The following is a 25,258-nucleotide window of genomic DNA, read 5'->3' on the forward strand; positions in this document are numbered from 1 at the left end:
TCGTAGGGGTGAAGCGATGGGAAACTATCTTCTCAGGCGCCTCATCGTCGCTGTGCCGAGCCTGCTCGGCATCAGTCTCATTCTGTTCGTGCTGCTCGCGCTGGCACCGGGCGATCCATTCGGCGAGCTCGCGAGCAACCCGAACGTGCCGCCCGAGGTGCGCGAGGCGCTGCGCATCAAGTTCGGGATGAACGATCCCGTGCTGTTGCGCTATGTCCACTGGCTGGTCGCCATGTTCCAGGGCGACTGGGGCTTCTCCTTCGCCAGTCGCGTCAACGTCGACACGCTGATCCTGCAGCGGATACCGACCACGCTCTACGTGGTCGGCACCGCGCAGATCCTGGCGCTGGCGGTGGCGCTGCCGGTGGGCGTGCTCGCGGCGCGGCGGCCCTATTCGATCTTCGACCAGATCGCCAACACCTTCGCCTTCATCGGCTTCTCGCTGCCGACCTTCTTCACCGGCCTGTTGCTGATCCTGATCTTCAGCGTCAATCTCGGCTGGCTGCCGTTCGTCTATCGCGCCGACCTCAGCGCTACCGGATGGCAATGGTGGTGGGAGAGCATCAAGCAGGCGATCATGCCGGTCACGGTGCTCGGCCTCTACCAGGCGGCATCCTATACGCGCTATGTCCGCTCCGCCGTGCTCGACGTCATCAAGCTCGACTACGTCACGACCGCGCGTTCCAAGGGTCTCGACGAGCGCAAGGTGATCGTCAAGCACGTCGTGCGCAATGCGCTGATCCCGGTGGTGACGTTGGTGGCGCTGCAGATGCCGACGGTGTTCGGCGGCGCCATCGTCACCGAGCAGATCTTCCGCATTCCCGGCATCGGCTCGCTCCTGATCAGCGCGATCCTCGCCAACGATACGCCGGTCATCATGGCGGTGACCTTCGTGTTCGCCTGCCTCGTCGTCCTCTTCAACCTCATCGCAGACATTCTGTATGGCTGGCTTGACCCACGCATCTCCTTCCGTTGAGACGGCGCCGGTCGCCGCATCGCCCAAACGGCGTTTCTCGCCGGGCCGCGACGCGCTCCGCCGCTTCCTCCGTCACCGCCTCGCGGCCGCCAGCATCGTCGTGCTGCTGCTGCTCGCGCTCTCGATCCTGCTCGGCCCGTGGCTGTGGCGGATTCCGATCAACGAGATCGACTTCACGGCACGCCTCGCGCCGCCGTCCTGGGAGCATCCGTTCGGCACGGACGATCTCGGCCAGGATCTGCTGGCGCGCATGATCTATGGCGGCCGCATCTCGCTTGCGGTCGGCTTTGCCGCGATGGGCGTGGCGCTGTTCGTCGGCATTCTCGTCGGTGCGATCGCCGGCTCGGCCAAGGGACCGGTGGATGCCGCGCTGATGTGGCTGACCGATCTGTTCCTGTCGCTGCCGCAGCTGCCGCTGCTGCTCCTGATCATCTATTTGTTCCGCGATTTCCTGAAGGGCTGGCTCGGCCCGGAAGGCGGCGTCTTCGTGCTCATCGTGCTCGTGATCGGCGGCTTTCGCTGGATGCATGTGGCGCGTCTGGTCCGCGCGCAGTTCCTGTCGCTGCGCGAGAAGGAGTTTGTCGAGGCGGCGCGCGCGCTCGGCGCCTCCAACGCCCGTCTCGTCGTCCGCCACATCCTGCCGAACGCGCTGGGGCCGGTGATCGTCGCCGGCACCATCGACGTCGCGGCGGCGATCATCGCGGAGTCGACGCTGTCGTTCCTCGGTCTCGGCTTCCCGCCGGACATTCCGACCTGGGGCCGGCTGCTGTTCGACGCCAAGGACTATCTCGACATCGCGCCGCATTGGGCGCTGTTCGCCGGCGGCGCGATCTTCCTTACCGTGATCGCGATCAACTTCATCGGCGACGGCCTGCGTGATGCGCTCGATCCGCGGAAGGTGATGTGATGGATGCCCGCGTAGCTCCGCTCCTCGAGATCAAGGGGCTGAAGACCTATTTCAACAGCGACGAGGGCGAGGTCCAGGCCGTCGACGGCGTCGACATCTCGATCGGCAGCGGCGAGACCCTGTGCGTGGTCGGCGAGTCCGGCTCCGGCAAGACCGTGACGGCCATGTCGGTGCTGAAGCTGATCGCGATGCCGCCCGGTCGCATCGCCGGCGGCCAGATCCTGTGGCGGGGCCGTGACCTGATACCGCTCGGCTCGTCCGAGATGAACAAGATCCGCGCCAGCGAGATCGCGATCGTGTTCCAGGAGCCGATGACCTCGCTCAACCCGGTCTACACCGTCGGCGACCAGATCGCCGAGGTGATCCGGCTGCATCAGGGCTTGTCGAAGAAGGCGGCGATGGATCGGGCGGCCGAGATGCTGGCGCTGGTGCAGATCCCCAATCCGAAAGCCCGCGTGAACGACTATCCGCATCATTTCTCTGGCGGCATGCGCCAGCGCGTGATGATTGCGATGGCGCTGTCGTGCAATCCCAAGCTCCTGATCGCCGACGAGCCGACGACCGCCCTCGACGTCACGATCCAGGCGCAGATCCTCGATCTGCTGCTCGATATGAAGGAGCGGCTCGGCATGTCGATCATGCTGATCACCCACGCGATGGGCGTGGTGGCCGAGGTCGCCCAGCGGGTCGTGGTGATGTATGCCGGCCGGGTAGCGGAGGAGGCGCCGGTCGATCGCCTGTTCGCCAATCCGCGCCATCCCTATACCCAGGGCCTGATCCGCTCGATCCCGCGTATCGATCTCGCGGCGGTCAGGAAGAGCCGGCTGGAGAGCATCCCCGGCAGCGTGCCGAAGCTGGTCAATCCGCCGGAGGGCTGCCGCTTCGCTTCCCGCTGCCGCTTCGCCATTCCCGATTGCAAGCGCGCGCAGCCGGAGCTGCGCGAGATCGAGCCCGGCCACAAGGTGGCGTGCATCCGCGCCGAAGAGACATTGCTGTGATGACCGAAGCTGCGATTGCCACGCCCGCCGCCCCCGCGCCGCTGCTCAGCGTGCGCAACCTGACCAAGGCGTTTCCGATCCGCGGTGGACTATTGAAGCGCCAGATCGGCAGCGTGCGCGCGGTCGACGGCGTCAACTTCCACATCGAGCCGAGCGAGACCTTCGGCCTCGTCGGCGAGTCCGGCTGCGGCAAGTCGACCACCGGGCGCTGCGTGCTCAGGCTGATCGAGCCGAGCTCGGGCGAGCTGAGCTTCGAGGGCAGGGACGTCATCGCGCTGTCCGGCGACAGGCTGCGCGCGTTGCGCCGCGACATCCAGATCATCTTCCAGGATCCCTACGCCTCGCTCAATCCGCGCATGACCATCGGCGCCATCATCGGCGAGGCGCTGACGATCCATGGGCTGGCGACCTCACGCCAGCAATATGAGGCGCGCATCGTTCATCTCCTGGAGACCGTCGGCCTGCAGGCCGACCACATGACGCGCTATCCGCATGAGTTCTCCGGCGGCCAGCGCCAGCGCATCGGCATTGCGCGGGCCATCGCGGTCGAGCCCAAGCTGATCATCTGCGACGAGCCGGTATCGGCGCTCGACGTGTCGATCCAGGCCCAGGTCATCAACCTGCTCGAGGATCTGCAGCAGAAGTTCGGCATCGCCTATCTGTTCGTCGCCCACGACCTCTCGGTCGTCGAGCACATCAGTCGCCGCGTCGCGGTGATGTATCTTGGCCGCATTGTCGAGACCGCGCCGTCACGCCAGCTCTATTCGACGCCGAAGCATCCCTACACCGAGGCGCTGCTGTCGGCGGTGCCGATCCCGGATCCGAGCGTCAAGCGCAAGCGCGTGCGGCTCAAGGGCGAGGTGCCGAGCCCGATCAATCCACCATCGGGCTGTCACTTTCACACCCGCTGCCCGATCGCCAAGGACGTCTGCAGCAAGGAAGTGCCGCCATTGAAGGCAAGCGCCGAGGGGCATCTCGTCGCCTGCCATTTCCGTTGAGGCAGGGGGCGGCGCGTTACGCCGCCTGACGGTTCGAGACCAGCGCCGTCAGCCGCACCGATTGCTCTGGGTTCAGTGCGAACTGGACCAACACGGTGCGGTCGCCGACGCGGGTCAGGGTCCCCGGCAGATCGGACACCATGCCGGTGATGGCAAGCGTCACCGACGTGTTGATCGTCAGACGAACCGGAACGGCTTCGAGCAGGGCGCCGCCGAGCGAGAGGTTGCGCACGGTGACAGGGATCGCTTCGCCATTCACCTGCAGCGTGCCCTGGCGGTTGATGTTGAGCCGCGTCGACAGCCGGCGATCGACGTCGGCAGTCGAGGTCCGGATCACCCGCACCAGTTCGGTGCGCAGTCGCTGCACCTTGTCGGCGACAACAGTCGAGCCGTCGCGGATGTCGGTCGAGCGCCGGCCGGCCTCGCTGGCCTCGCGAGAGACCTCAACTGAGCCATGGGGCGGTCCGGACATGTGAGGAATCTAGATGCGAGCCATTTTAAGGATTCGCAGTTGATGCCCGGTTAAGTGCGGATGGCAACTAGTTGCCGTACGCGCGGGGGCGTTTCCGTAGTTGTACGGACGCCATTTTGTGAGTGTTGAGTAGTTGCGTAGTTCTGGGTCAGGACATGTCAGGCCTGATCAGCTCGGTCGCGGTTTCATCCTTCAGTCGTGCGACCAGATCAGCGCGGCGGGTGAGCACCGCGCGCTGGTTGACATAGCCCTTGTCAGTGATCTCGCCGGCATCGAGCAAGGGCGGCTCCGCCATCAATAGCGCACGGGTCGCATAGCGCGACGAGCCGACCGCCTCAGTGCGAAGCTTGGCCAATCCTCGCGCGATGGCAGTGCGCACCGATGGATGCGCCAGAACGTCGCTGGCCGGGGCCGTCTCGGTCAGCCCAGCGGCGCCGCGGCACGCTGCGATGTTGGGCACGATGAGAAAGTGCACCTCGTCGGTGCCGTGGCCTGCGATCACGATATCCTGCGCCAACGGCGCCAACGCCGCGATGCCGGCAATGCGCAGCGCGCCGACGTTCACCCATGTCCCGGAGCTGAGCTTGAAATCCTCGGTGATGCGGCCGTCGAAGAACAGGCCGCGCTCCGGATGCTCGGGATCTGCGAGCTTCACGGCGTCGCCGATCTTGTAGAAGCCCTCCTCGTCGAAAGCCGCGGCCGTGAGCTCGGGCGCCTTCCAATAGCCCGGCATCACGTTCGGCCCGCGCACGCGGACCTCGAGCTTCTCGCCGGTCGGCACCAGCTTGAGTTCGGTGCCGGGGATCGGCACGCCGATGTTGCCGGCGCGCTCGGCGAAGAAGTGGCAGTCGGTCGCGAGCGGCGATGTCTCGGTGGCGCCCCACGCCGACACCAGCGGTGCAGGACGGCCGATCGTGGCCCGGCTCATCTCGTTGAGCGCATCCCACAGATTTTGCGGCAGGGCCGCGGCCGCATAGAGGATGCACCTGACGCCAGAGAAAAATCTGCGGCGCAGATCGTCATCGGCCCTGAGTGCCGCGACCAGCATGTCGAAGCCGCGCGGCACGTTGAAATAGATCGTCGGCACCAGGCTGCGTAGATTGGCGAGCGAGGTCTCGAACAGGCCGGGCGCCGGCTTGCCGCCGTCGATGTAGATCGACCCGCCGTGGCTCAGCACCAGGTTGAAATTGTGGTTGGCGCCGAAGGTGTGACTCCATGGCAGCCAGTCGACGATGACGGGGCCGCCCTCGACCTCGCGCAGGAAGGTCCACAACTGCGCCTTGGCCTGCTGGCTCATGGTCAGCATCCGGTGCGTGTTGATCACCGCTTTCGGCTGCCCGGTCGAGCCGGAGGTGAACAGCAGCTTGGCCACCGTGTCCGGCGTGACCGCGGCGAAGGCGCGGTCGACCTCGGCGCCGGGCTTCGTCGCGAGCAGGGTCTGCAGCGGCACCGCGCTCGTTCCATCGCCGTCGCCGGCAATGATCGTTGCCCGATGCAGGCCGTCGACGGCCGCGAGCGCGCGCGCGAACGGCTCGCGCTGCGCGACGAAGATGGCGCCCGGATCGAGCAGACGGATCATCGCGCGCAGCTTCTCGTGATCCGTCGACATCAGCGAATAGGCCGGCGAGATCGCGCAGACGGGGATGCCGACATGCTGCGCTGCGAGCGCCAGCACGGCATGGGCGATGCTGTTGTCGGACAGGATCGCGAGCGGACGCTCCGGACCAAGGCCCTGCGCGAGCATCCAGGCCGCGGCGGCGCGGACCTGCATCAATGTTTCGCCGTAGGTCAGCCAGGTCCAGTTGTCGCCACGGCGTTCGGCCAGGAACGTGCGATCCGGGAAATGGTGGCCCCAATGCTCCAGCCATTCGCCGGTGCATCGCGCGGCCGGCTGCAACGGCATGCGCGAGCGCAGGATGATCGCGCCGTCGTCACGCCTGACGGCCTCGATCGACGGCTCGGCGAACATCGCAGGCCCGGATGGGCGGCGTTCTGCATCAACCATGGCGCGTCTCCGCGCTGCGGGCCGTGATTGCGGACGATGCAATGCGGGAGGGAGTGGGGAAGGAGAATGCTGCGCAACAGGCGCTGCGATCGGGTGCAATGTGCCGCCGCATTGCGGTCGCAATGCAGGCAGCCGTCGCCATGAATGACGGCATGCGTCTCCCTCCCATGTTGTAGTCGTTGATCGCGAGACTAACAGAATGGTTGTATTTTGCAATTATTGTGGATGTGACCAATTGCGGCGGCTTGCCCTTGCGACGGCATCGGTCTAGGCAGGGATGCTTCATGTCAGCGAGCCAGCATGCCCAAGAGCGCGAGCGCCGGAGCGCAGCGAGACTCAGCCAGCCGGGTTTCCGGGATCGGTCTCGGTGAGCTCGAGAGCCATCTCGGCTATTTCGTCCGCCGCCTGCAGCACTGGATCTTCCGCGACGTCAACGCCGCGCTCGCGGCCGTCGACCTCGACGTCATCCTCTATTCGATCCTGGAGACGATCGCGGCCAATCCCGGCGCCACGCAGATCGCGATCGCGGGCGCGCTGGGCATCGAGCGCGCGCGCATGGTCGCGCTGCTCGACGACCTGCAGCAGGCCGGGCTGATCGTGCGCGAACGCTCCGAGCACGACCGCAGGGCCCATGCGCTCGGCCTGACGCCGCGTGGCCGCATGATTCTCAAGAAGGCCAATGCACTGGTCGCCGCGCACGAGAAGCGGGTGGCACGCCGGCTCGGGGGCGACAATTATCGCCGCGCGCTCACGGCGCTGTCGCAGTTCGAGACGGACTAGGCTCGTCGCGAACGGGCCATGTCGCGAGCCTTCTGCCCCGCAAGCACGCATTGGTCATCACTCACACGGCACCCTTTACGCGGTACCGCGGTAACTCTACCTCAAACGAAGCAAAATGAAAGATGCATCCTGAGGCTGCTGCCATGCTGGATGCATTGCAGCTCTCAGCTCGCCGCTTCCAGCCGCTCTTCCGTGAGAAGCCGCATCGCGGCGTCGGCGTCCATCGGCTCGCCGAAGGCGTAGCCCTGGGCGTATTCGCAGCCGAGCTGATAGAGCTCGACGGCATCGGAGTCGGTCTCCGCGCCTTCCGCCACCACGTCCATGCCGAGATCGTGCGCCAGCGCGATGATCGATTTGAGGATCACCGGCCGCGTGCCGCGCGCGGTGGTGCGCACGAACGACTGGTCGATCTTCAAGGTGTCGAACGGGAAGCGCTGCAGATAGGCGAGCGAGGAATGGCCGGTGCCGAAATCGTCGATCGACAGGCCGACGCCGAGCTCGCGGATGCGCGTCAGCATCTGCGCGGCGTGCTCCGGGTTCTCCATCACCAGCGATTCCGTCAGCTCGATCTTGAGCGAGCCGCGCGCGACCGAGGAGCGGGCCAGCACCGAGCGGATGTCGTGGATCAGGTCGTGGCGCAGGAGCTGGCGCGAGGAGACGTTGACGCTGGCGAAGATCGGCTCGCGCAGCCGCGTCGCGCGCTGCCACACCGAGAGCTGGCGCGCGGTCTGGTCGAGTACGAAGGTGCCGAGATCGACGATCAGGCCGATCTCCTCGGCGATGGTGATGAACTCGATCGGTGACATCCGCCCGAGCTTCGGATGATCCCAGCGCGCCAAGGCCTCGAAGCCGGCGATCGAGCGATCCTCCAGCCGCACGATCGGCTGGTACAGGATCGTGATCTCCTGGCGCTCGATCGAGCGGCGCAGCTCGCTCTCCAAGGTCAGGCGGTCGTTCTTGCGCGCCCGCATCGCCGGCTTGTAGACGTCGATGCGGTCGCCGCCGATGCGCTTGGAGTGATACATCGCAAGCTCCGCATCCTTGATGATGTCCTCCGACAGCTGCGTCTGCGGGTCGGACAGAGCAAGGCCGATCGAGGCGGTCAGGAAGATCTCGCGCTCGTTGAAGGCGATCGGCGCGCGGATGGTCTTGCGGATGGTCTCGGCGAAGGCGGTGATGCGGGCGGGGTCCTGCTCGGACAGCAGGATCAGGCCGAACTGATCGCCTGCGAGCCGGGCCAACGTATCCTGGGGCTTGAGGATGCGCGACAGCCGCCGCGCCAGGGTCAGCAGGATGGAATCGCCGACCGCGATGCCGACAGAGTCGTTGACCTGCTTGAAGCGGTCGAGATCGATCACCATCAGGGTCGGCCGCATCGCCGGCATCGACTTGGCGAAATTGGCGACGGCGGCGAGACGGTCGATGAACAGCTTGCGGTTGGGCAGGCCGGTCAGATTGTCGTGCACGGAATCGTGGAGCAGGCGCTCCTCGGCATTCTTGAACTCGGTCACGTCGGTGAGCGTGCCGACCACGCGCGAGACCTCGCCGTCCGAGCCGACCACGGGGCGCGCCTTCAGCGCGAACCACATGAAATGGCCGTCGGGCGTGCGCAGCCGGAAGTCCTGCACCAGGCGGCCGCGGCGTTGGTCGAGGACACTGTCGAGCGCGGCGCGGAAGCGGTCCTGATCGAGCGGATGCAGCACCTCGAGCCATTTCGCGGCCGGGCCTTCCAGCGTGCCGCGCTTCAGGCCGAGCAGGCTCTCGGTCTCCGGGCTGGTGAACACCTTGTCGGCGGAGACGTCCCAGTCCCAGATCAGGTCGCCGGAGCCGGCCAGGGCCAGCGCGCGGCGCTCGACGTCGGAGACGATGCCGGTGGTGGCGCCGCCGCCGGCGAAGGCGTGCTGCATCACGGTGAAGCCGATCAGCATCACGATCAGCACGAGGCCGCCGAGCAGGGCCGGGCCGACGATGTCGTTGGTGACCTGACCTGCGACCGTCATGCCGGCGGCGGCGACCCACACCGTGAGCAGGAACCAGGTCGGGATCAGCAGCACCGCGCGGTCGAAGCCGTGGCTGGAGAGATAGACGATCAGCGCGAAGCCGAGCACGGCGATCAAGAGCAGCGACATCCGCGCAATGCCCGAGGCCACCGCCGGGTCGAACAGCGCTACGGCGACCAGCGAGCCCAGGAAAAATAGCCAGCCCAGCGTGATGTGCGAATAGCGGACGTGCCAGCGCGACAGATTGAGATAGGCGAACAGGAACACCAGCAGGGTCGCCGCCAGGATCGCCTCGCCAGCGGCGCGCCAGACGCGCTCGGCATTGTTCGACATGTCCAGGACCTTGCCCCAGAAGCCGAAGTCGACGCCGATATAGACCAGCACCGCCCAGGCCAGCGCCGCGGCCGCCGGGAACATGATGCTGCCCTTGACCACGAACAGGATCGTGAGCACGAGCGCGAGAAGCCCGGAGATGCCGATCACGATGCCCTGGTACAGCGTGAACGAGTTGACCTTGTCCTTGTAGGCCTCGGGCTCCCACAGATAGAGCTGCGGCAGCTTGTCCGTGCGCAGCTCGGCCACGAAGGTGACGACCGAGCCGGGATCGAGGGTGACGCGGAAGACGTCGGCGGTCGGGCTCTCCTGCCGCTCCGGCAGGTCGCCGACCGAGGGCGTGATGGTGGCGATGCGCGACAGGCCGAGATCGGGCCACAGCACGCCGGAGCCGACCACGCGGTAGTGCGGTGCCACGATCAGGCGATCGAGCTGGTCGTCGGTGTTGTTGGCCAGTGCGAACACGATCCAGTTCTGGCCGCCCTCGCGCGCCCGCACCTCGATGCGGCGGACGATGCCGTCGGTGCCGGGCGCGGTCGAGACCTGGATGCGGTCGTTCTCGCTGCGCTGATGATCGAGGATGCCCGTGAGGTCGATCGCAGGCGCGTCGCTGCGAACGCTGACGGCGTCAACGGCCTGAGCGGGGGCAGCGGCACCACACATCACGAGGCCCAGCGCCGCCAACGACGCGAGGCACCTGATCAGACGCAATGTCAAATCTCCGCGTTCGACACCAATTCAAAGCGAAACAAGCCAAATCGAAAGAGGTCGTCGCCGGGCTAATTGGAGCCGTTCCAGGCACGGTTCAGATGTGCGCGATCATTGGCACGAAAGCGAGGAAAATCAAAGAGTTTCCAAACACGCTCTGTTTAGACTGCACCTAGATTTCCAACACAATTTTGCCAATATGTTGGCTCGTCTCCATGCGTGCGTGCGCTTTCGCTGCGTCGACGAGGGGAAAGGTCGAGTCCATCAGCGGCTTGATGCGGCCCTCGCGCAGGAACGGCATCACCTTGGCCTCGATCGCCGCCACCATCGCCGCCTTGTCGGCGTTGCTGCGCGGGCGCAGCGTGGATCCGGTATGGGTCAGGCGCTTGACCATCAGCTTGACGAAATTGACGGTCGCCTTCGGGCTACCCAGGAAGGCGATCTGGACGATGCGGCCATCGGTCGCCGCGGCGTCGTAGTTGCGCTCGATATAGTCGCCGCCGACCATGTCGAGGATGACGTTGGCGCCCTTGCCGCCGGTCGCCTCCTTGACCACGGCGACGAAATCCTCGGTCTTGTAGTTGACGGCTCTGATGGCGCCGAGCTTGACGCAGGCGTCGGCCTTGTCCTGCGAGCCGACGGTGACCAGCACCTTGGCGCCGAACGCCTTGCCGAGCTGAATCGCCATGGTGCCGATGCCGGAAGAGCCGCCATGGACCAGCAGGGTCTCGCCCTGCTTGAGGCCGCCGCGCTCGAACACGTTGTGCCAGACCGTCATCAGGGTCTCGGGCAGAGCGCCGGCTTCCAGAATTGAGAGCGCGGAGGGGACCGCCATCGCCTGCGCATCTTGTGCGATGCAATATTGCGCGTAGCCGCCGCCGGCGACCAGGGACATCACGGTGTCGCCGAGCTTGTGCCGGACGGCGCCCTCGCCGAGGGCCACGACCTCCCCGGCCACTTCCAGCCCCGGCAGGTCGCTGGCGCCGGGCGGCGGCGGATAGCCCCCGGAGCGCTGGGCGACGTCGGGACGGTTAACGCCGGCGGCCTTCACCTTGATCAGGATCTCGCCGGGGCCGGGCTTGGGCACGGGCCGGGTTTCCGGCTTGAGCACCTCGGGTCCGCCCGGCTGGCTGATGGCGACCACGGTCATTTGCGCGGGCAGCTGTTCCATGAGAAATCCTTCGGCGAGGGCTGAAAGCGGGTGCTGCCGCGTGCTTAAGCCAGCCGGGGCATGGCTGGCAACCGGGAGGAGGGTGAGATGGCGAACGAGGACGACGATCGGCCGCGCAAGGCCGTTTCGCACGAGATCGGGCAGGATCTGTCGATGCTGTCGGTCGAGGAGCTGACCAGCCGGGTGGCGCTGCTCCGCGCCGAGATCGAGCGCATCGAGCAGGCGGTGGCGAAAAAGCGCGCCTCGCGTGATGCCGCCGCCAGCATCTTCAAGTCGTGAACCTCGCGGCCGTAGAAACACGGTCGGCCAGTGGCCGACATGGCTAACGAAGATTGAAAAATTTTCGCCATTTACGGTTGATTAAGCTTTCGCGTTTACAACCGAAACCGTCCTCGTTTGGACACCGAGTGGCTCCTGTCCACTCTGTTTGACGCCTCCCTGTTATCAACTTCAAAGCCGCCGGAAACGGCGGCTCTTTTTTTGCGCCCGCGCCGAGCCGGGCGAACCGGGCGGTCGTCCTTGGCGCGCTCCCCCATGCGCAGGCGGCGATCGTGGAACGAACGTCGTGTCTGCTCATTGCGCCCGTGCCGGTCTTCGGTCGCCAGCAGGTCGCGCGCGAAAATCCTGTGCGCCGCGGCAGGCGTGACGACCCTCGTTCGACGACTGCAAACTATTGCCGTGATCATGGTTGCTAGTTGAGCTGATCGTGCGACTCGGCCGCGATCGGCCGTGTTGCAGTCGCAAATGGTACGAGGGCACGGCATGGCCCACGCCGTGGAAACCATAAAAGGCGTTGCTGCTGGACTCTCGAAACCGGCCGCGCAATGATTTGTTCATCATACCGGCGTCGTTGCCGGGTTGCGTAAACAGTCGCGTTTAAGAGGCGTTAACCATGTCGGACCGTTTGCTGGGCGATGGCGCTCTGGTTCAGTTCAACGAGCGGCTCACCAATTCTGCTGCATTCGGCGCGCTGTTCCGGGAAGGCATGGATCTGGTCGAGGAGACCGCCGCCTATCTCGATGGCGACGGCCGCAACGAGGCCAAGGCGCTCGACCGCGCCGTCAGCCTGACCTACGCGACCGAGAGCATGCGTCTCACCACCCGCCTGATGCAACTGGCGTCCTGGCTGCTCCTGCACCGCGCGGTGAAGGAGGGCGAGATGACCCTGAGCCAGGCCAACCGCGAGAAGACCAAGGTCAAGCTGACCGCTGCAGATCCCGGGCCGGATGATCTGCTGGAGAAGCTGCCGCAGCAGCTGCAGAGCCTGATCTCGCGCTCGATGAGCCTGCAGGTGCGGGTCCGCCGGCTCGACTCGACCATTCATTCCCCGCCGCCGGACCAGAGCGCGATCGGCAATCCGCTGGTGCCGCATCTCAACCGGCTGAAGGCCGCGTTCGAGCAGTAGGCCCCGGCATCGGGCGGCCCCGCCGGGCCGCTCCCCCAGCCGAAGGTCTCGTTGCGACCAGCCCAGAAACAAAAACGCCCCCGTCTCCGGGGGCGTTTTGCTGTGAGCAGTCCATCAGGCGCAGGCCAGGAAGGCCGGTACCGGGGCAAGAAGGCATCAATCCTTCTTGAGGAAGCCCTGGAACTTCTTCTGGAAGCGGGAGACGCGGCCGCCGCGATCCATCAGCTGCTGGGTGCCGCCGGTCCACGCCGGGTGCGACTTGGGGTCGATGTCGAGGTTGAGCTTGTCGCCCTCTTTGCCCCAGGTCGAGCGGGTCTGGTACTCGGTGCCATCGGTCATCACGACCGTAATCGTATGATAATTCGGGTGAATGTCGGCTTTCATGGCTGATCCTACGGCACGATGCGAAGACATGATGCGGCGCGGCCGCGCCTGATCCTGTCGTCACTGAAGGGGGACAATTGCCGGGCTCTATAGCCCAAGGTTCTGCCCAAAACAAGCCAAGGTCGCGGATGAACACCTTGGTACGTTTCCGGATTTGCCAAGCCCGGCCCGGCAGGCCTATCAGGACGGCAGATCGGTATTTGGAAGAATTCTCAGGTGGCCCATGAGCGTAGTGGAACGGCTTGACGAGCGGCAGGGCGCTGCCCCAGGGCAGGATCCGGTCGGAGATGCCGTTGCGGCCGTCGAGGCATTGGCCGAGCCGGCAAGCCCTGTGCGGCGCTCGAAGCTGCGCCCGCTGCTGGCGCTGTCTCCCTATGTCCTGCGCTATCGCGGCCGCGCCCTCCTGGCGCTGATCGCGCTCACGGTCGCGGCGCTGACCACGCTGCTGGTGCCGATCGCGGTCCGCCGCATGATCGATTTCGGCTTCACGCCGAAAGGCATCGAACTGATCAACAGCTATTTCAGCGTCATGATCGCCGTCGTGGCGGTGCTCGCGCTGGCAAGCGCGGCCCGCTACTACCTCGTCATGACGATCGGCGAGCGCATCGTCGCCGATCTCCGGCGCGACGTGTTCGCGCATCTGATGTCGCTGTCGCCGTCGTTCTTCGATTCCGCGCGCTCCGGCGAGTTGGTGTCGCGGCTCACCGCCGACACCACCCAGATCAAATCGGCGGCGGGCGCCTCCGTGTCCATCGCGCTGCGCAATCTGCTGCTGTTCATCGGCGCCACCGCAATGATGGTGATCACGAGCCCTAAGCTGTCCGGCTTCGTGCTGCTGGCGATCCCGCTGATCGTGCTGCCGCTGGTGGCGTTCGGGCGCTGGGTCCGGCGGCTGTCACGCAACGCCCAGGACACGCTCGCCGACGCCTCGGCCTATGCGTCCGAGCTGATCGGTTCGATCAGGACGGTGCAGGCCTATACCAGCGAGAGGCTCGCGGCGGCGCGTTTCGGCGGCGAGGTCGAGCAGGCCTATGAGGCGGCGCGGGTCTCGACCCAGGCGCGCGGCGTGCTCACCGCGATCATCATCTTCATCGTGTTCTCCAGCGTCGTCGCGATCCTCTGGGTCGGCTCGCACGACGTGCTGACCGGTGCCATCAGCGCCGGCCGGCTCGGTCAGTTCGTGCTCTACGCGGCCTTCGCGGCCGCCGGGCTCGGCCAGCTCTCGGAGGTCTGGGGCGAAGTGTCGGCGGCGTCCGGCGCGGCCGAGCGGCTGTTCGAGCTGTTGCACGTGCAGCCGGAAATCACGGCGCCCGCGCAGCCGCGCCCGATGCCGGAGCCGGCGCGTGGCGACCTCGGCTTCGAGCGGGTCAGCTTCGCCTATCCGGGTCGCCCAGACGTCCGCGTTCTCGAGGACGTGTCGTTCTCCATTCGCGCCGGTGAGAAGGTCGCAATCGTCGGCCCCTCCGGCGCCGGCAAGAGCACGCTGTTCCATCTGCTTCTGCGCTTCTACGATCCCGCGTCCGGCTCGATCTCATTCGACGGTGTGCCGGTGCGCGCGGCCGACCCGCGCAAGATGCGCGAGCGCATCGCGCTGGTGCCGCAGGAATCCGTGGTGTTCGCCGCCAGTGCGCGTGAGAACATCCGCTTCGGCCGGCCCGAGGCGACCGACGCCGAGGTCGAGCGCGCCGCCGATCTCGCTCATGCCAGCGAATTCATCCGCCGCTTGCCGAACGGCTTCGACACCTCGCTCGGCGAGCGCGGCGTCACGCTCTCGGGCGGCCAGCGCCAGCGCATCGCCATCGCGCGCGCCATCCTGCGCGATGCGCCGCTGCTGCTGCTCGACGAGGCGACCTCGGCGCTCGACGCCGAGAGCGAGACGCTGGTACAGACTGCGCTCGAGGGGCTGATGAAGGACCGCACCACCCTGGTGATCGCGCATCGCCTCGCCACGGTGCTGTCCTGCGACCGCATCCTGGTCATGGACCGCGGCCGCATCGTCGAGCAGGGCACCCACACGTCGCTGGTTGCGGCCAACGGTCTCTATGCGCGGCTGGCCCGGCTGCAGTTCGAGGGCGTGTAGTTCCTGCAACACCGTGGACGGCCGGGAACACCCTCGAATTCTCGTTCCCGACCCTGCAACCTTTCTCCCGCCTTGTACGTTCCCTGCCGGAACAGATGGCGCGCCGCTCGTAGCAGGCGTGCCTGGTCCTAACAGGAGCAACGGACATGCCTTATCGTCGTGGCAGTTTTGCCCTCACGCCGCCCTCCTTTGTGATCTTCGCAATCGCGCTGGTGCTCGCCCTCGTCGCGATGCTCGCGCACTACATGCACGCTTCGGTGCCGCTGCTGTCGGCCGCGCACGCCTTCGATGCGCTGGCGATTGCGTTCGTGGTGTTGACGATCGGCGTGCTGTTTCGCGGCGTGTAGTTGCTGATCGCTGCACCCTCGGTGTCGCCCCTGCGAACGCAGGGGCCCATAACCACAGACCGATGTTTGGCGCCCGAATGCCAGGGACACCCACTCGTCGCAAAACCTCTGCCGCGGCGTATGGATCCCGGATCTGCCCTCGCTGCGCTCGGTTGTCCGGGACGACAGCGGTGGATATGGCCCGCGATCCGGGGTGGCAGTGCCTAAGGCGTCCACGCCATCCGCAGCACCGGACGCCCTGAGGTCGGATTGACGTCCTCGCCGGCCTCCAGGAAGCCGTTGCGCTTGTAGAAGCTGATCGCGCGGGCGTTGTCCTTGTTCACCAGCAGCGTGATGCCGCCCGGAGAGCGCCGCTTGGCGGCGTCGACCAGCTGCGTGGCGAGCGGCGAGCCCCAGTGCCGGGGCGAGAGCACGAGCTGATCGAGATAGCCTGACGCATCGATCGTGACAAAGCCGGCAAGCGCCCCCTCCGTCTCGGCGACGATCACGTCCGCCTTCGGCACCAGCTCATTTCGCCAGCGCTCACGCCACCATGGAACGCGCGCGGCAAAATCGATGGCGGGATAGGCGAGCTGCCACGTCTCCTCCCACAACGCGATCGCCGCGTCCTCGTCCTCGGCGCGATAGGGGCGCAGGGTGGAGGTCGACGTCACCGCTCCGTCAGCTTCAGCTCGATGCGCCGGTTGCGGCGGAAGGCATCCTCGGTATTCGCGGGGTCGAGCGGCTGGAATTCGGCGAAGCCGGCCGCGACCAGGCGCTGGGCAGGCACGCCGAGCGAGATCAGATACTGTACCACCGAGATGGCGCGCGCCGAGGACAATTCCCAGTTCGACTTGAACACCGGGCTGTTGATCGGACGAACGTCGGTGTGGCCATCGACCCGCAGCACCCAGGAGATCTCGGCGGGGATCTGCTTGTCGAGATCGACCAGCGCCGTTGCCACCGAGTTCAGCTCCTGCTGGCCCTCGGGCAGCAGGGTGGCTTGCCCCGTGTCGAAGAACACCTCGGACTGGAACACGAAGCGGTCGCCGACGACGCGAATGTCGGGACGGTTGCCGAGGATGGCGCGCAGCCGGCCGAAGAACTCCGAGCGGTAGCGGGTCAGCTCTTGCACCCGCTGTGCCAGCGCGACGTTGAGGCGCGAGCCGAGATCGGCGATGCGGCTCTGCGATTCCTTGTCGCGCTTCTCCGAGGCATCGAGCGCATCCTCGAGCGCGGCGAGCTGGCGGCGCAGTGCGCTGATCTGCTGGTTGAGCACCTCGATCTGGGCCAGCGCCCGCGCCGTGACCTGCTTCTCGGAGTCGAGTGCCCGGTTGAGCTCGTTGGCGCGGCCGGCGGCATTGCTGCCGGCATTGGCGAGCCCGTCATAGAGGCCCTTGACGCGGTCGCGCTCGGCTTCGGCGCTTGCGAGCCCGGCGCGCAGTTGCGCAACTTGGTCGTCCAGCGAGAGCTTGCCGAGCTTCTCCAGGGACAGCATCTCGTTGAGCTGCGCGATCTTGGCGTTGAGCTGCTCCAGCGCCTTGTCCTTGCCGGTGACCTCCTGCGACAGGAAGAACTGCACCACCAGGAACACGGTCAGCAGGAACACGATCGACAGCACCAGCGTCGACAGCGCGTCGACGAAGCCCGGCCAGTAGTTGAGGCCGGAATCTCCACGGCGGGTACGGGCAAGCGCCATTCAGCGTCTCCTAGTTCGTCTTCGGCAGGCCGGTGGAGCAGCTCAACTCTTCTCGGTCTGCCGCGCGAGCCGCTCCAGCAGCCGCTTGATCTCGCGGTTCTGCTCGCCCTGGCCGTCGGCCCATTCGCGGATCATCTGCTGCTCGGTGCGCATGTGCCCGACCAGCCCCTGGATCGCCTCGGCGAGGTTGGCCATCGCCGCGGTGGCGCCGCGGTTCGAGCCGTCCTCCATGGCGGTGCGCAGCCGCTCGATGGCGACCGAGAGATCGGCCCCGGTATCGCCCGTCCCGCCATATTCGCGCACGGTGCCCGCGAGCCAGTCTTCCAGGTCGGTATAGAAGCGGTTCTGCGCCTGGCTCGACTGCAGGTCGAGGAAGCCGAGGATCAGCGAGCCGGCGAGGCCGAACAGCGAGGACGAGAACGAGATGCCCATGCCGCCCAGCGGCGCGGCAAGGCCGCCCTTCAGCGTATCGAACAGCGCGCCGGCGTCGCCGCCGACCTTGAGGCCCTCGATCACCTTGCCGACCGAGCCGACCGTCTCGATCAGGCCCCAGAACGTGCCGAGCAGGCCGAGGAACACCAGCAGGCCGGTCATGTAGCGGGAGATGTCGCGGGCCTCGTCCAGGCGCGTAGCGATCGAGTCGAGCAGATGGCGCATGGTCTGCTGTGAGATCGACATCCGCCCCGAGCGCTCGCGGCCGAGGATGGCGGCCATCGGCGCCAGCAGGACCGGGTGACGAGGCACCGCCAGGCCGGGATCGGCGATGCGGAAATTGTTGACCCAGGACACTTCCGGATAGAGCCGGACCACCTGTCGGAACGACAGGATGACGCCGATCAGCAGCACCGCCCCGATCAGGGCGTTGAGGCCGGGATTGGCGAAGAACGCCATGATGATCTGCTTGTAGAGCACGACGCCGACCAGCGCGCACAGCACCAGGAAGACCAGCATCCGCACCAGGAAGATCCGGGGCGAGGACAATTTGGTCATTTCGACGTCCATCGCGGAGCGGGAAGGGGAGCCTTGAGGCATTGTCGATGACATCCGTTGCGGGGACCGGTCCCTGAAATCCACTATGGCACAGCAGCAGCGGGAAAAAAGCCGCGATCGGCGCAATCCCCGTCCCCTGCGCGGAACTATGGCTGAAACCGGCGGGCATCCGCGGCGTAGTTAGTCCCGTGGCTCATATCTAGCGGGAACGCCCTGGCTTTGTCATGACCGTCGTTGAATATCTGCAAGCGCTCCTGGCGATGGCCGCGGCGATGTCGGTGCTGATGGGGCTCGCCTGGGTCGTGCAGCAGCGCAGCGGCAACTCCGGCTGGGTCGACACGATCTGGACATTTTCCGTCGGGCTGGTCGGCGCCGCCGGCGCGATCTGGCCCGCCGGCGGCGCGGCCCCCAACGCACGGCAGTGGCTGGTCGCGGTGCTGGTGGCGGTCTGGTCGCTGCGGCTCGGCGGCCATGTCGCGGCACGCAGCCGCGGCATGTCCGACGACCCGCGCTATGCGGAGTTTGCCCGGCAATGGGGCGCGGCCGCACCGCGGCGCATGTTCCTGTTCCTGCAGCAGCAGGCCTGGGGCTCGATCCCGCTGGTGTTCGCGATGTTCGTCGCGGCCCATGCGCCGGCCGCCGAGCTGCGTCTGCAGGACTATCTCGGCATCTTCGTGCTGTTCGCAGGCATCGCCGGCGAGGGCGTCGCCGACGCTCAGCTCAAGGCGTTCCGCGCCGATCCCGCCAACAAGGGCAAGGTGTGCGACGTCGGCCTGTGGCGCTGGTCGCGCCATCCCAACTATTTCTTCGAATGGGTGTGCTGGCTGTCCTACCCGGTCATCGCGCTGTCATTCGATCATCCGTGGGGCTTCGCCAGCCTGCTCGCGCCGCTGTTCATGTACTGGATCCTGGTCCACGTCACCGGCATCCCGCCGCTGGAACAGCAGATGCTGCGCTCGCGCGGCGATCGCTACCGGGCCTACCAGGCGCGCACCAGCGCGTTCTTTCCCCTGCCGCCAAATCCTTTTACGAAGTAACGGAGCCACTGCATGAGCTTCATCTCGACCATCATCGGCGCCGCCGAGCGTGTGCCGCTGCCTGACGCCGTCGTCCGCTCAGCGATCTCCGAATTGTGCGCACGCACCGCGGCGCGGCTGGGCGGGGCCGATGCAATGGGTGATGCAGAGTTCGCCCGCGTGCTGACGATGCGCCCGATCGCCGAGCATACCGACGCGGCGAACAGCCAGCACTACGAGGTGCCGGCGGCGTTCTTCGCCCGCGTGCTCGGGCCGAACCGCAAATATTCCTGCTGCTTCTACAAGGAGCCGGTCTCCACCCTGCAGGAGGCGGAGGAGGAGGCGCTGCGCCAGACCGTCGCCAATGCCGATCTGCAGGACGGCCAGAGCATTCTCGAGCTCGGCTGCGGCTGGGGCTCGCTGTCGCTGTTCATGGCCCGGCAGTTCCCGCATGCGAAGATCACGGCGGTGTCGAACTCCCATTCGCAGCGCCGCGCGATCGAGGAGATGGCGGCCGCGCGCGGCCTGCTCAATTTGCGGGTCATCACCGCCGACATGAACGGGTTCGCTCCCGACGCGCAGTTCGATCGCATCGTCTCGGTGGAGATGTTCGAGCACATGATGAACTGGCGCGAGCTGCTGTCGCGGGTCAGATCGTGGCTCGCGCCGGACGGCCGCCTGTTCATGCACATCTTCACCCACCGCACCGGATCCTACCTGTTCGACCGCAACGATCGCGAGGACTGGATCGCGCGGCACTTCTTCACCGGCGGCATCATGCCGAGCCACACCTTGATCCGGCAGTACGCGGATCTGTTCGCGGTCGAGAAGGAATGGTGCTGGAGCGGCACGCATTATCAGCGCACGGCACGGGACTGGCTCGCCAATTTCGATGCCGACTACAACCGCATCCTGCAGGTGCTGCAGCCCGTCTATGGCGACGACACGGCGCTGTGGATGCGCCGCTGGCGCTGGTTCTTCCTCGCCACCGCGGGTCTGTTCGGGCACGACGAAGGCCGTGAATGGGGCGTCAGTCACTACCGCCTGCGGCCGGCGAACTAATTTGTTCGCTGCGGCGGGATGCCGCAGCTCCGAAGGAGATTCGCGTTTCACTGTGCGGATTCTGCGGGGAACCTGCTGCCACAAAGCACTCACAATTAGGTGAGTCCAAAAAAATCTTGATCTATCAGTCACGTAGTTCGTGTGACATCAAGCCGCCCGGGTTCCGCGTTGCGTCGCAGCAGCTCTTTTCTATGTTGCAGGCAAGGCGAGCGCCAGAATGGCGCCATGACTGGGCCATCCGGTCGACCGGTTTTCATCATCATCGAGGGGCTCCTCCACCCATGTCTCGTTTTCGCGCGTCGCTGGTCAGCAGTGCATTGATGCTCGCGGCCGCCGCGCCGCTGCTGGCCGGCTGTAACGACCCCATCCAGGCTCAGGCCTCCGCCAATGAGCAGATCGTCATCCCCGACGTCGGCATCGTGACCGTCGAGCAGAAGGCGCGAGCGATCGTGCGCGAGCTGCCCGGCCGCATCGCGCCGACCCGCGTCTCCGACGTCCGTCCGCGCGTCTCGGGCATCATCGTCGAGCGGCTGTTCCGCCAGGGCAGCGAGGTCAAGGCGGGCGATCCGCTCTATCGCATCGATCCGAAACCGTTCGAGGTGGAGATCCTGTCGAGCCGGGCGGCGCTGGCCAAGGCCGAGGCGGTGCATGAGCGCGCGGTGCAGCAGGCGCGCCGCATCGCCCTGCTGTTCAAGGAGCGCGCTGCGCCCGAGGTCGAGCAGGAGAAGGCGGTCGCGAGCGAGCGCGAAGCCGCGGCCGACATCGAGGCCCGCAAGGCCGATCTCGCGCGCGCCCAGCTCAATCTCGACTATGCGACCGTGCGCGCGCCGATCGACGGCATCGTCGGCGCGGCCCAGGTCAGCGAGGGCGCCATCGCGGTCCAGAACGAGACCTCGTTGGTCACGATCCAGCAGCTCGATCCGATCTATGCCGACTTCACCCAGTCGGTGAGCGAGCTCAACCGCCTGCGCCGGGCGTTCGAGTCCGGCGACCTCGACCAGATCTCGCCCGACGCGATCAAGGTCCGTCTCGTGCTCGACGACGGCACGCCGTACTCGATCCCGGGCAAGCTCTTGTTCTCCGACGCCAAGGTCGATGCCGCCACCGGTCAGGTCACGCTGCGCGGCGAGTTCGCCAATCCGAAGCGCGAGCTCCTGCCGGGCATGTATGTCCGCGTCCGCATCGAGCAGGGCATCGACAGCGACTCCGTCGGCGTGCCGCAGCAGGCGGTGCAGCGCAACGCGGCCGGCGGGTCCGAGGTCTACGTCATCCGCGACGACAACCGCGCGATCGCCAGGCCGGTCCGCACCGGTCCGACCCAGGATGGCCTGGTGCTGATCACCGACGGTCTGCGCGCCGGCGACAAGGTCGTCGTCGACGGCTTCCAGAAGTTCGCCGCCGGCGACAGGGTCGCGCCGCAGGTCTGGACCGAGGTCAGCGCCGCGACGCAGCTCGAATCGAAGTCGGCGACGCGGTAAGTCGCATGCCGAGCTTCTTCATCGACCGGCCTATCTTCGCCTGGGTCGTCGCGCTGTTCATCTGCCTGATCGGCGCGATCGCGATTCCGCTGCTGGCGGTGGCGCAATATCCGATCATTGCGCCGCCCTCGATCTCGATCTCGACGAGCTATCCCGGCGCATCGCCGGAGAACCTCTACAACAGCGTGACGCGGCTCATCGAGGAGGAGCTCAACGGCGCCTCCGGCATTCTCAATTTCGAATCCACCAGCGATTCGCTAGGCCAGGTCGAGATCACCGCGAACTTCGTGCCGGGCACGTCGACCAACGACGCCTCGGTCGAGGTACAGAACCGCCTCAAGCGTGTCGAGGCGCGGCTGCCGCGCGCCGTCATCCAGCAGGGCATCCTGGTCGAGGAAGCCTCCGCCGCGGTGCTGCAGATCATCACCCTGCAGTCCACCGACGGCAGCCTCGACGAGGTCGGCCTCGGCGACTTCATGATCCGCAACGTGCTCGGCGAAATCCGGCGCATTCCCGGCGTCGGCCGCGCCACGCTGTATTCGACCGAGCGCTCGCTGCGCGTCTGGCTCGATCCGGCCAAGCTGGTCGGCTACGGCCTCACCGCCGACGACGTCACCAAGGCGATCGGCGCGCAGAACGCGCAGGTCGCCTCGGGCAGCATCGGCGCCGAGCCCGCGACGACCTCGCAGCGCACCTCGGCGCTGGTGCTGGTCAAGGGCCAGCTCGATTCGCCCGACGAGTTCGGATCGATCATCCTGCGCGCCAATGCCGACGGCTCGACGGTCCGGCTGCGCGACGTCGCCCGCATCGAGATCGGGGGCCTGAGCTATCAGTTCAACACCCGCCTCAACGGCAAGCCGACGGCCGGCCTGTCGGTGCTGCTGTCGCCAACCGGCAATGCGCTGGCAACCGCGAGTGCGGTCGAAGCCAAGATGAAGGAGCTGTCGCGCTTCTTCCCTGCCAACATCTCTTACGAGATTCCCTACGACATCACGCCGGTGGTGAAGGCCTCGATCAAGCGCGTGCTGATGACCCTGGTCGAAGCCGTCGTGCTGGTGTTCGTGGTGATGTTCCTGTTCCTGCAGAACATCCGCTACACGATCATCCCGACCATCGTCGTTCCCGTAGCGCTGCTCGGCACCTGCGCGACCCTGATGCTGGTCGGCTACTCCATCAACATGCTGACGATGTTCGGCATGGTGCTCGCGGTCGGCATCCTCGTCGACGACGCCATCGTCGTGGTCGAGAACGTCGAGCGCATCATGACCGAGGAGGGGCTGTCGCCGAAGGAGGCGACGCGCAAGGCGATGGGCCAGATCACCGGCGCCATCATCGGCATCACCCTGGTGCTGATGGCGGTGTTCGTGCCGATGGCGTTCTTCCCCGGCTCGGTCGGCATCATCTACCGGCAGTTCTCGGTCACCATGGTCGCCGCGATCGGCTTCTCGGCGCTGCTGGCGCTGTCGCTGACTCCAGCGCTGTGCGCCACCCTGCTGAAGCCCGTCGCGGCTGGCCACGGCCATGCGAAGAAGGGCGTGTTCGGCTGGTTCAACCGCTTCATGGACAACAGCCGCAACCGCTACACCGGCGTGGTCGGCGGTGCGCTGAAGCGCACCGGACGGTTGATGCTGATCTATGCGATCTTCCTGGTCGGGTTGACCTTCGCCTTCATCCGGCTGCCGGGCGGCTTCCTGCCGGTCGATGACCAGGGCTTCATCACCACCGACGTGCAGACACCGGCGGACTCCTCTTATGCGCGGACGCAGGCGGCCGTCGAGGCGGTCGAGAAGTATCTCGCCAAGCGCGAAGGGATCGAGAACGTCACCTTCCTGACCGGCTTCAGCTATGCCGGCCAGGGCGTCAACACCGCCCAGGCCTTCATCTCGCTGAAGGACTGGTCGGAGCGCAGCAAGCGTGACGGCGCCGCGGCGCTGGTCGCCGACATCAACCGCGATCTCGCCGGCTTGCGCGACGCCAAGATCACGGCGCTGCAGCCGCCGCCGATCGACAATCTCGGCAACTCCTCGGGCTTCAGCTTCCGCCTGCAGGACCGCGGCCAGAAGGGCTACGCCGCGCTGACCGCGGCCGCAGACCAGCTGATCGCGGAGGCCAATGCCAGCCCCGTGCTGCAGAAGGTCTATGTCGAAGGCCTGCCGCCGGGACCCCAGGTCAATCTGATGATCGACCGCGAGAAGGCCGGCGCCTTCGGCGTCACCTTCGAGGACATCAACAACACGATCTCGACCAATCTCGGCTCGACTTACGTGAACGACTTCCCCAACCGCGGCCGCATGCAGCGCGTCGTGGTGCAGGCCGATCGCATCAGCCGCATGAACGCGGACGATATCCTCAACTACAGCGTCAAGAACGCCAAGGGGCAGCTGGTGCCGTTCTCCTCTTTCGCGACCATCCAATGGGCCAAGGGGCCGAGCCAGATCGCCGGCTTCAACTACTATCCGGCGATCCGCATCTCCGGCGAGGCCAAGCCGGGCTACACCTCGGGCGATGCCCTCAAGGAGATGGAGCGGCTCGCCGGCAAGCTGCCGCGCGGCTTCGGCTATGAATGGACCGGACAGTCGCTGCAGGAGAAGCTGTCGGGCTCGCAGGCGCCGCTGCTGCTGGGCCTGTCGGCACTGGTGGTGTTCCTGTGCCTGGCCGCGCTCTACGAAAGCTGGACGATCCCGCTCGCGGTGCTCTTGACCGTGCCGCTCGGCATCCTCGGCGCCGTCGTCGCCGCCAATCTGCGCGGCCTGTCCAACGACGTGTACTTCACGGTGGCGCTGATCACCATCATCGGACTCGCCGCCAAGGACGCGATCCTGATCATCGAGTTCGCCAAGGACCTGCGCGCCCACGGCAAGCCGCTGGTCGCGGCGACGATCGAGGCCTGCTCCTTGCGCTTCCGCCCGATCATCATGACCGGCCTCGCCTTCGTCTGCGGCGTGCTGCCGATGTCGATGGCGACGGGCGCCGGCGGCGCCAGCCAGCAGGCGCTCGGCACCAACGTGATGGGCGGCATGATCGCGGTGGTGATCCTGGCGCTGCTGATGGTGCCGGTGTTCTTCGTCTCGGTGCAGCGCGTGCTCGCAGGCGATCGGGAGAAGACGGAGCCGGTGGCGGAGCGCGAGGCGTACGGGCCTCCGGCGCCGGTGAAGTCGTGAGTGAGGTTGAATAGGCCTTTTCGGAGGATTGTGCCGACATCCTGCCGCGCGGCCGGTCTGCTCCCCTCCCCCTCGCGGGGAGGGGTTGGGGGTGGGGGGCGCCGAACGCCGAACGTCGTGGCATGCTCCGTTCAAGAGTCAGTCAGCGGACATCGGTGCGAAGCGCACGATCTGTAGCGGACCGACTGCGCACACATGAATTGGGCGGTGGGTCATTACATCTCGCGGGACTCTGACCGACCGGGTTGATCCCTGACATTTTGGACCGGGCTGATCCCTGACACTATTCGATCACTGCTGTGTTGTCTC

At 66.4% G+C, this 25,258-nt stretch carries 21 protein-coding genes; 13 read left to right on the forward strand and 8 right to left on the reverse strand.

Annotated features, from left to right (window positions below; translation table 11 throughout):
- The first annotated feature begins 16 nt into the window (after positions 1 to 16).
- The 4 genes from QX039_RS24925 to QX039_RS24940 are packed head-to-tail and all read left to right on the forward strand — an operon-like array spanning position 17 to position 3,879.
- Complete coding sequence (locus QX039_RS24925) at positions 17 to 976, forward strand: ABC transporter permease (protein WP_315734473.1); 960 nt, start codon at positions 17 to 19, stop codon at positions 974 to 976.
- Positions 942 to 1,883, forward strand: a complete 942-nt coding sequence (locus QX039_RS24930; RefSeq protein WP_315734470.1) for an ABC transporter permease — start codon at positions 942 to 944, stop codon at positions 1,881 to 1,883. Before QX039_RS24925 ends, QX039_RS24930 begins: the two co-directional genes overlap by 35 nt.
- On the forward strand, positions 1,883 to 2,881 hold the full coding sequence (locus QX039_RS24935; RefSeq protein WP_315734467.1) for an ABC transporter ATP-binding protein: 999 nt from the start codon (positions 1,883 to 1,885) through the stop codon (positions 2,879 to 2,881). Before QX039_RS24930 ends, QX039_RS24935 begins: the two co-directional genes overlap by 1 nt.
- A complete protein-coding gene (locus QX039_RS24940; RefSeq protein WP_315734464.1) occupies positions 2,881 to 3,879 on the forward strand; it encodes a dipeptide ABC transporter ATP-binding protein in 999 nt (332 codons plus the stop codon). The genes QX039_RS24935 and QX039_RS24940 overlap by 1 nt, the downstream gene beginning before the upstream one ends.
- A gap of 16 nt (positions 3,880 to 3,895) precedes the next feature.
- On the opposite strand, the gene QX039_RS24945 is transcribed toward QX039_RS24940, so the two are convergent.
- Positions 3,896 to 4,351: a PilZ domain-containing protein gene (locus QX039_RS24945; RefSeq protein WP_315734462.1), complete on the reverse strand. Its 456-nt coding sequence runs from the start codon at positions 4,349 to 4,351 to the stop codon at positions 3,896 to 3,898.
- Positions 4,352 to 4,499: 148 nt separating this feature from the next.
- On the reverse strand, positions 4,500 to 6,356 hold the full coding sequence (locus QX039_RS24950) for a feruloyl-CoA synthase (protein WP_315734460.1): 1,857 nt from the start codon (positions 6,354 to 6,356) through the stop codon (positions 4,500 to 4,502).
- Positions 6,357 to 6,656: 300 nt separating this feature from the next.
- Between QX039_RS24950 and QX039_RS24955 the strand changes: the two genes are divergently transcribed.
- A complete protein-coding gene (locus tag QX039_RS24955) occupies positions 6,657 to 7,136 on the forward strand; it encodes a MarR family winged helix-turn-helix transcriptional regulator (protein ID WP_315734458.1) in 480 nt (159 codons plus the stop codon).
- Positions 7,137 to 7,300: 164 nt separating this feature from the next.
- Here the strand turns inward: QX039_RS24955 and QX039_RS24960 are convergent, their stop codons facing one another.
- Together QX039_RS24960 and QX039_RS24965 are read right to left on the reverse strand one after the other, a co-directional pair.
- Complete coding sequence (locus QX039_RS24960) at positions 7,301 to 10,180, reverse strand: EAL domain-containing protein (protein WP_315734456.1); 2,880 nt, start codon at positions 10,178 to 10,180, stop codon at positions 7,301 to 7,303.
- 169 nt (positions 10,181 to 10,349) lie between these two features.
- Positions 10,350 to 11,348 carry an NAD(P)H-quinone oxidoreductase gene (locus QX039_RS24965; RefSeq protein ID WP_315772573.1) on the reverse strand — a complete coding sequence of 333 codons (999 nt, stop codon included), beginning with the start codon at positions 11,346 to 11,348 and terminating at the stop codon, positions 10,350 to 10,352.
- Between the two features lie 87 nt (positions 11,349 to 11,435).
- Here QX039_RS24965 and QX039_RS24970 point away from each other — a divergent pair, with 87 nt between their 5' ends.
- Together QX039_RS24970 and QX039_RS24975 are read left to right on the forward strand one after the other, a co-directional pair.
- Positions 11,436 to 11,627 carry a DUF1192 domain-containing protein gene (locus QX039_RS24970; RefSeq protein WP_315713892.1) on the forward strand — a complete coding sequence of 64 codons (192 nt, stop codon included), beginning with the start codon at positions 11,436 to 11,438 and terminating at the stop codon, positions 11,625 to 11,627.
- 613 nt (positions 11,628 to 12,240) lie between these two features.
- Positions 12,241 to 12,753: a DUF1465 family protein gene (locus tag QX039_RS24975; protein ID WP_315713893.1), complete on the forward strand. Its 513-nt coding sequence runs from the start codon at positions 12,241 to 12,243 to the stop codon at positions 12,751 to 12,753.
- A 156-nt stretch (positions 12,754 to 12,909) separates the two neighbouring features.
- Here QX039_RS24975 and rpmE read toward each other — a convergent pair whose 3' ends face one another.
- On the reverse strand, positions 12,910 to 13,137 hold the full coding sequence (gene rpmE / locus QX039_RS24980; RefSeq protein ID WP_015664357.1) for a 50S ribosomal protein L31: 228 nt from the start codon (positions 13,135 to 13,137) through the stop codon (positions 12,910 to 12,912).
- 223 nt (positions 13,138 to 13,360) lie between these two features.
- On the opposite strand from rpmE, the gene QX039_RS24985 reads away from it, so the two are divergent.
- Together QX039_RS24985 and QX039_RS24990 are read left to right on the forward strand one after the other, a co-directional pair.
- Positions 13,361 to 15,217, forward strand: a complete 1,857-nt coding sequence (locus tag QX039_RS24985) for an ABC transporter ATP-binding protein/permease (RefSeq protein ID WP_315734450.1) — start codon at positions 13,361 to 13,363, stop codon at positions 15,215 to 15,217.
- A 146-nt stretch (positions 15,218 to 15,363) separates the two neighbouring features.
- Positions 15,364 to 15,564: a hypothetical protein gene (locus QX039_RS24990; RefSeq protein ID WP_006614616.1), complete on the forward strand. Its 201-nt coding sequence runs from the start codon at positions 15,364 to 15,366 to the stop codon at positions 15,562 to 15,564.
- Between the two features lie 203 nt (positions 15,565 to 15,767).
- Here the strand turns inward: QX039_RS24990 and QX039_RS24995 are convergent, their stop codons facing one another.
- From QX039_RS24995 to QX039_RS25005, 3 genes are read right to left on the reverse strand one after another with little or no spacing between them, the layout of a single operon-like run.
- A complete protein-coding gene (locus tag QX039_RS24995; RefSeq protein WP_315734447.1) occupies positions 15,768 to 16,217 on the reverse strand; it encodes a GNAT family N-acetyltransferase in 450 nt (149 codons plus the stop codon).
- Positions 16,214 to 17,242, reverse strand: coding sequence for a peptidoglycan -binding protein (locus QX039_RS25000; protein ID WP_315734445.1), 1,029 nt, complete (start codon positions 17,240 to 17,242; stop codon positions 16,214 to 16,216). The genes QX039_RS24995 and QX039_RS25000 overlap by 4 nt, the downstream gene beginning before the upstream one ends.
- A 42-nt stretch (positions 17,243 to 17,284) precedes the next feature.
- Positions 17,285 to 18,274, reverse strand: coding sequence for a flagellar motor protein MotA (locus QX039_RS25005; protein WP_315734443.1), 990 nt, complete (start codon positions 18,272 to 18,274; stop codon positions 17,285 to 17,287).
- Between the two features lie 182 nt (positions 18,275 to 18,456).
- Between QX039_RS25005 and QX039_RS25010 the strand changes: the two genes are divergently transcribed.
- From QX039_RS25010 to QX039_RS25025, 4 genes are all read left to right on the forward strand, one after another.
- Positions 18,457 to 19,269 carry a DUF1295 domain-containing protein gene (locus tag QX039_RS25010; protein ID WP_315734441.1) on the forward strand — a complete coding sequence of 271 codons (813 nt, stop codon included), beginning with the start codon at positions 18,457 to 18,459 and terminating at the stop codon, positions 19,267 to 19,269.
- 12 nt (positions 19,270 to 19,281) lie between these two features.
- Positions 19,282 to 20,310: a cyclopropane-fatty-acyl-phospholipid synthase family protein gene (locus QX039_RS25015; RefSeq protein ID WP_315734438.1), complete on the forward strand. Its 1,029-nt coding sequence runs from the start codon at positions 19,282 to 19,284 to the stop codon at positions 20,308 to 20,310.
- Between the two features lie 281 nt (positions 20,311 to 20,591).
- The gene (locus tag QX039_RS25020; RefSeq protein ID WP_315734436.1) at positions 20,592 to 21,788 is read left to right on the forward strand and encodes an efflux RND transporter periplasmic adaptor subunit; all 1,197 of its coding nucleotides are present in this window, start codon (positions 20,592 to 20,594) and stop codon (positions 21,786 to 21,788) included.
- A 5-nt stretch (positions 21,789 to 21,793) separates the two neighbouring features.
- Positions 21,794 to 24,949, forward strand: coding sequence for a multidrug efflux RND transporter permease subunit (locus QX039_RS25025; protein WP_315772572.1), 3,156 nt, complete (start codon positions 21,794 to 21,796; stop codon positions 24,947 to 24,949).
- Positions 24,950 to 25,258: the final 309 nt, after the last annotated feature.

It is taken from the genome of Bradyrhizobium sp. SZCCHNR1043, assembly GCF_032489675.1.
In the GTDB taxonomy this organism is placed as follows: Bacteria; Pseudomonadota; Alphaproteobacteria; order Rhizobiales; family Xanthobacteraceae; genus Bradyrhizobium.